Below are 5,384 nucleotides of genomic sequence, written 5' to 3' on the forward strand. Positions count from 1 at the left end.
GCCCTGGCCCACCCATGCCCGGAAGCCGCCCTTTTTCTGGAGGTACACACGTGGCTCGCGCCGACGTGCCGGTGAACCCGGCAGTCCCCGACAGGATCGAGTTCTGGCGGGCCCGACTGGACGGCGTTCCGCCCCTGGAGCTCCCGGCCGACCGGCCCCGAGCGGTCGTCCGCGCGACCACCACCGCCCCGCACACCTGCGAACTGCCCAGCGCCGCCGCCCGGGCCGTGACGGAACTGGCCGAACGCCACGCCACCGGCCGCACAGTCGTCCTCGCGGCCGCCGTCACCGCGCTGCTCTCCCGCTACTCCGGGCAAGAGGACATCGCCCTCGGCTCGGTCTCCCCGCGCACCGGTCACACCGTCGTCGTGCGCACCGACGTCGACGCCTCGGCGCCCTTCACCGTCCTGCTGCGCGACACCCGCCGCGCACTGGACGACGCCCTCGCCCACGACATCCCCTTCGCCGACCTCGTCGACGCGCTGTCCCCCGCGCGGGACACCAGCATCACCCCGTACGTCCAGGCCATGGTCGCCGACCTCGACGAACTCGCCCCGGCGCAGCACGACTTCGACCCGTTGGACCTGTCCTTCGAGATCTCCGCCGACGAGCGGCTCCTGCGGGTCCGGCACAGCACCGCCCTGTTCGACGAGGCCACGGCGGCTCGCCTGGCGGGTCATCTGGCAGTCCTGCTGACCGGCGCCGCCGAACGCCCCGACCTGCCCCTCACCACGTTGCCCCTGCTCACCGACGGGGAGTTCGAGCAGGTCGTCCGCGTCTGGAACGACACCGCCCGCGAGGTGCCGACCGGCACCTTCCCCGAGTTGTACGCCGCCCAGGTCGCCGCCCGCCCCGACGCCGTCGCCGTCATCGACGAACACGGCTCCGTCACCTACCGCGAACTGGACGAGCGGGCCAACCGCATCGCCCACCACCTGACGGCGCTGGGCGCCGGACGCGACCAACTGGTCGGCCTGTGCGTCGAGCGGACCGCCGCCATGGCCGCCGGCCTGCTCGGCATCATGAAGGCCGGCGCCGCCTACCTGCCGCTCGACCCGTCGTATCCGGCCGACCGGCTCGCCTACATGCTCCGGGATTCCGGTGCCCGACTCGTGGTCACCCAGCGCGAGCTGCGTGACCGGCTGCCCGACACGGGCGCCACCCTCGTCGACCTCACCGACGACCGGGCCGCCCTAGACGCCCACCCGGCCACCGCCCCCGAGACGGCGGTCGCCCCCGAGGACCTCGCGTACGCCATCTACACCTCCGGCTCCACCGGCCGGCCCAAGGGCGTCCTCGTCTCCCACCGCGGTATCGGCAACCTGGCGGCCGTGCAGGCCCACGCCTTCGACGTGGTCCCCGGCAGCCGGGTCCTGCAGTTCGCCTCCGCCAGCTTCGACGCGGCCTTCTGGGAGGTGTGCATGGGCCTGCTGACCGGCGCCGCGCTGGTCATGGGCTCCAAGGAGGCCCTCGCCCCCGGCGAGCCGCTCGCGTCCTACGCCGCCGAGCACGGCGTCACCCATGCCACCCTGACCCCTGCCACCGTCGCCGTGCTCCCCGAGGGCCGAGGGCTGCCCGCTGCAGCCACCCTCGTCGTCGCCGGCGAGGCGAGCACCGCCGACCTGGTCGGCCGCTGGTCCCGCGGCCGGCGCATGGTCAACGCCTACGGCCCGACCGAGACGACCGTCTGCGCCACCATGAGCGCCCCGCTCGGCGGCGCGACCGTCCCGCCCATCGGCACGCCCATCGCCAACTTCCGTGTGTACGTCCTCGACGACGCCCTGTGCCCGGTCCCCGCGGGTGTGCGCGGCGAGCTGTACATCGCGGGCGTCGGACTGGCCCGCGGCTACCACGGGCGGCCCGGCCTCACCGCGGAGCGCTTCGTCGCCAACCCTTACGGCGAGCCCGGAGAGCGCATGTACCGCTCCGGTGACGTGGCGCGCTGGAACACCGACGGCACCCTGGAGTACCTGGGCCGCGCCGACGACCAGGTCAAGGTGCGCGGCTTCCGCATCGAGCTGGGCGAGATCGAGAGCACCCTCGCGCTCCACCCCGACGTCGCCCAGGCCGTGGTCGTCACCCACAACACCAACCTGCTGGCCTACGTCTCGCCGTCCGGAGCACGCCGCCCGTCCGCCGGGGATCTGCGCGCCCACCTCGCCGAGGGCCTGCCCGATCACATGGTGCCGTCGGCCATCGTGGTGCTCGACACCCTGCCGCTGACGCCGAACGGCAAGGTCGATCGCAAGGCCCTGCCCGCACCGGCTTCCGTCCGGGAGAGCGCCGGCGCGGACCGGACCGCTCCGCGCGACGCCGTCGAGGAGACACTCGCCGGAGTCTGGTGCGAGGTACTCGGCGTCGAGAGCATCGGCGTGCACGACGACTTCTTCGCCCTGGGCGGCAACTCCATCCTCGCCGTCCGGGCCGTCTCCCGGATGCGCGCCGCGCTCGGCACCACCCTGCCACCGCGCATCCTCTTCGACACTCCGACGATCGCCGGTCTCGTCACGTCCCTCACCCCCGACGAGACCGCCGAGGACCCGGCCATCCCCGTCGCCCCGCGCGACGGCGCCCTGCCCATGTCGTACGGGCAGCAACGCCTCTGGTTCCTGGCGGACTTCGACCCCGGCAGCACCGAGTACCACACGGCGACGGGACTGCGCCTCAGCGGCACCCTCGACACCGCCGCGCTGCGGGCGGCCGTACAGGACCTGACGGACCGGCACGAGTCGCTGCGCACCACGTTCGGTGTCGTCGGCGGACGCGGCGTCCAGGTGGTCCACCCGCGGTTGGCGCCGGAGTGGCGCACCGAGGACCTGACCGGCCTCGCGGAGCGGCCGTGCGAGGAGCGGCTCCGGGACCTAGTCCGCGCGGAGACGAACCGCCCGTACGATCTGACGGCCGGGCCCCTGGTCCGCGTGCTGCTCGCGCGTCTCGCCGAGGACGAGCACGTGTGTGTCCTGGGGATGCACCACATCGTCACGGACGGCTGGTCCGTGGGCGTGGTCACCCGCGAACTGGGCGAGCTGTACACCGCCCGCGTCGAGGGCCGCGAACCCCGCCTGCCCGAAGTCACCGTTCAGTACCCGGACTTCGCCGCATGGCAGCGCGGCCGTATCGAGGACGGCGGTCTCCTCGACCGGCAGCTCGACTGGTGGCGCGGGCGTCTCGACGGCATCACCCCGCTCGAACTGCCCACCGACCGGCCGCGGCCGCCCGTGCGCTCCTCGGCGGGCGCCGAGTACACCTTCCGCGTCCCCGACGGCGCCACCACCGCCCTCCGGGAGCTCGCCCAGCGGCACGGCGCGACCCTGTTCATGGCCCTGACCGCCGCGGTGAAGGCCGTCTTCGCCCGCTGGTCGGGCCAGGAGGACATCGCCGTCGGCACCGCCTCCGCCGGCCGCGACCACCGCGGCACGGAGCACCTCGTCGGCTTCCTGGTCGACACGGTGGTCCTGCGCTCCCGCGTCGACCCCGAGATGTCGTACGCGCGGCTCCTGGCGGGCCTCAAGGAGACCGTCCTGGAGGCGTTCGCCCATCAGGACGTGCCCTTCGAGCGCCTGGTGGAGGTCTCCGGTGCCGCCCGTGACACCAGCCGCACCCCGCTCGTCCAGGCCATGGTGGTCCTGCAGAACGCGCCGGCCGAGCCCGTGCGCCTGACGGGTCTGCGCGCCGCCGGCCACCCGGTGCCCCGGGAGGCCGCGCCGTTCGACCTGACCGTCGAGTTCTTCGAGACCGGCGACGGCTTGACCGCCCGGGTGGGGTACGGCACGGCCCTGTTCGACGAGGCGACCATCGCCCGTTTCGCCGGGCACCTGACGACGCTGCTGGGCGCCGCCACGGCCGAGCCCGACCGGCCTCTCGCCACCCTGCCGATGCTGACGGACGCCGAGTACGAGCAGGTCGTCACCGGCTGGAACGGCCCGGTGCGCCCCGCGCCGACCGGCTCGTTCCCCGAGCTGGTCGCGGCATCCGCGCGGCGCCGCCCCGACGCGCCCGCCGTGGAGGACACCCACACCGCCCTCGCGTACCGGGAGCTGGACGAGCGGGCCAACCGGCTCGCCCACCACCTCGTGTCCCTCGGCGCCGGTCCCGGCACGTTCGTCGGGCTGTGTCTCGAGCGGGGCGTGGACATGGTCGTCGGCCTTTTCGGCATCATGAAGGCCGGCGCCGCCTACCTGCCGCTCGACCCCGGCTACCCCGCCGACCGGCTCGCCTTCATGCTCCGGGACTCCGGTGCCGGACTCGTCGTCACGCGCACCGAGCTGGTGCGGCGCCTGCCGGACACCGGCGCCCGGATCGTGGACCTCGCCCGGACGGAAGACGTGCTCGCCACACTGCCCGCCACGGCGCCCGAGCCCGGCCCGTGCCCCGACGACCTCGCCTACGTCATCTACACGTCGGGCTCCACCGGCACCCCCAAGGGTGTCCTCGTCCCGCACCGCGGCATCGGCAATCTGGCCTCGGCCGAGATCGAGCGGCTGGGGGTCGACGAGGACAGCCGGGTCCTGCAGTTCGCCTCGTCGTCCTTCGACGGCGCCGTCATGGAGGTCCTCATGGCCCTCCCCGCGGGCGCCACGCTCGTCCTGCCGCCGCACGGTCCGCTCGTCGGCGAGGCGCTGCAGACCTTCCTGCGGGAGCGCCGCATCAGCCACACGCTGCTGGCGCCCTCCGCCGTGGCCACCCTGACCCCCGAAGGGCTCGACGGGCTGCGCACCCTCGTCGTCGGCGGCGAGGCCAGCACCGGCGACCTGGTGTCCCGCTGGGCACCCGGCCGACGGATGGTCAACGCGTACGGTCCGACCGAGTCGACCGTCGTCGCGACCATGAGCGCACCGCTCACCGGCGGGGCCGTGCCCCCGATCGGGACGCCGCTGCCCAACACCCGGGTACGGCTGCTCGACGCGGCGCTCCAGCCGGTGCCCGTCGGTGTGCCGGGCGAGCTGTACATCGCCGGCCCTCACCTGGCGCGCGGTTACCACGGGCGACCGGGCCTCACCGCGGAGCGGTTCACGGCCGACCCCCACGGTGAGCCGGGCGACCGGATGTACCGCTCGGGCGACGTGGCCCGGTGGCGGGCGGACGGCAGCCTGGAATACCTGGGCCGCGCCGACGAACAGGTGAAGCTGCGGGGCTTCCGTATCGAACTGGGCGAGATCGAGACAGCCCTGGGCCGCCACCCGGAGGTGCGCGACGCGGTGGTCGTCGTCCATCGTGACGAGGCCGGCCGCGGACGCCTGGTCGCCTACCTGGTTGCCGACCGCAGCCTGTCCCCCGGCGAGCTGCGCTCGCATCTGTCGGGTTCCCTGCCCGACTACATGGTGCCCGCGCTCTACGTACCCCTCCAGCGGCTGCCCCTGACCCCCAGCGGCAAGGTCGACCGC

At 74.1% G+C, this 5,384-nt stretch carries 1 protein-coding gene; it reads left to right on the top strand.

Annotated elements, in window-relative coordinates; genetic code table 11:
• Positions 1-50: 50 nt before the first annotated feature.
• On the top strand, positions 51-5,384 hold a 5,334-nt coding region (locus C1J00_RS47775; protein ID WP_146046334.1), incomplete at its 3' end, for a non-ribosomal peptide synthetase.

Source organism: Streptomyces cahuitamycinicus (genome assembly GCF_002891435.1).
Classification (GTDB): domain Bacteria; phylum Actinomycetota; class Actinomycetes; order Streptomycetales; family Streptomycetaceae; genus Streptomyces; species Streptomyces cahuitamycinicus.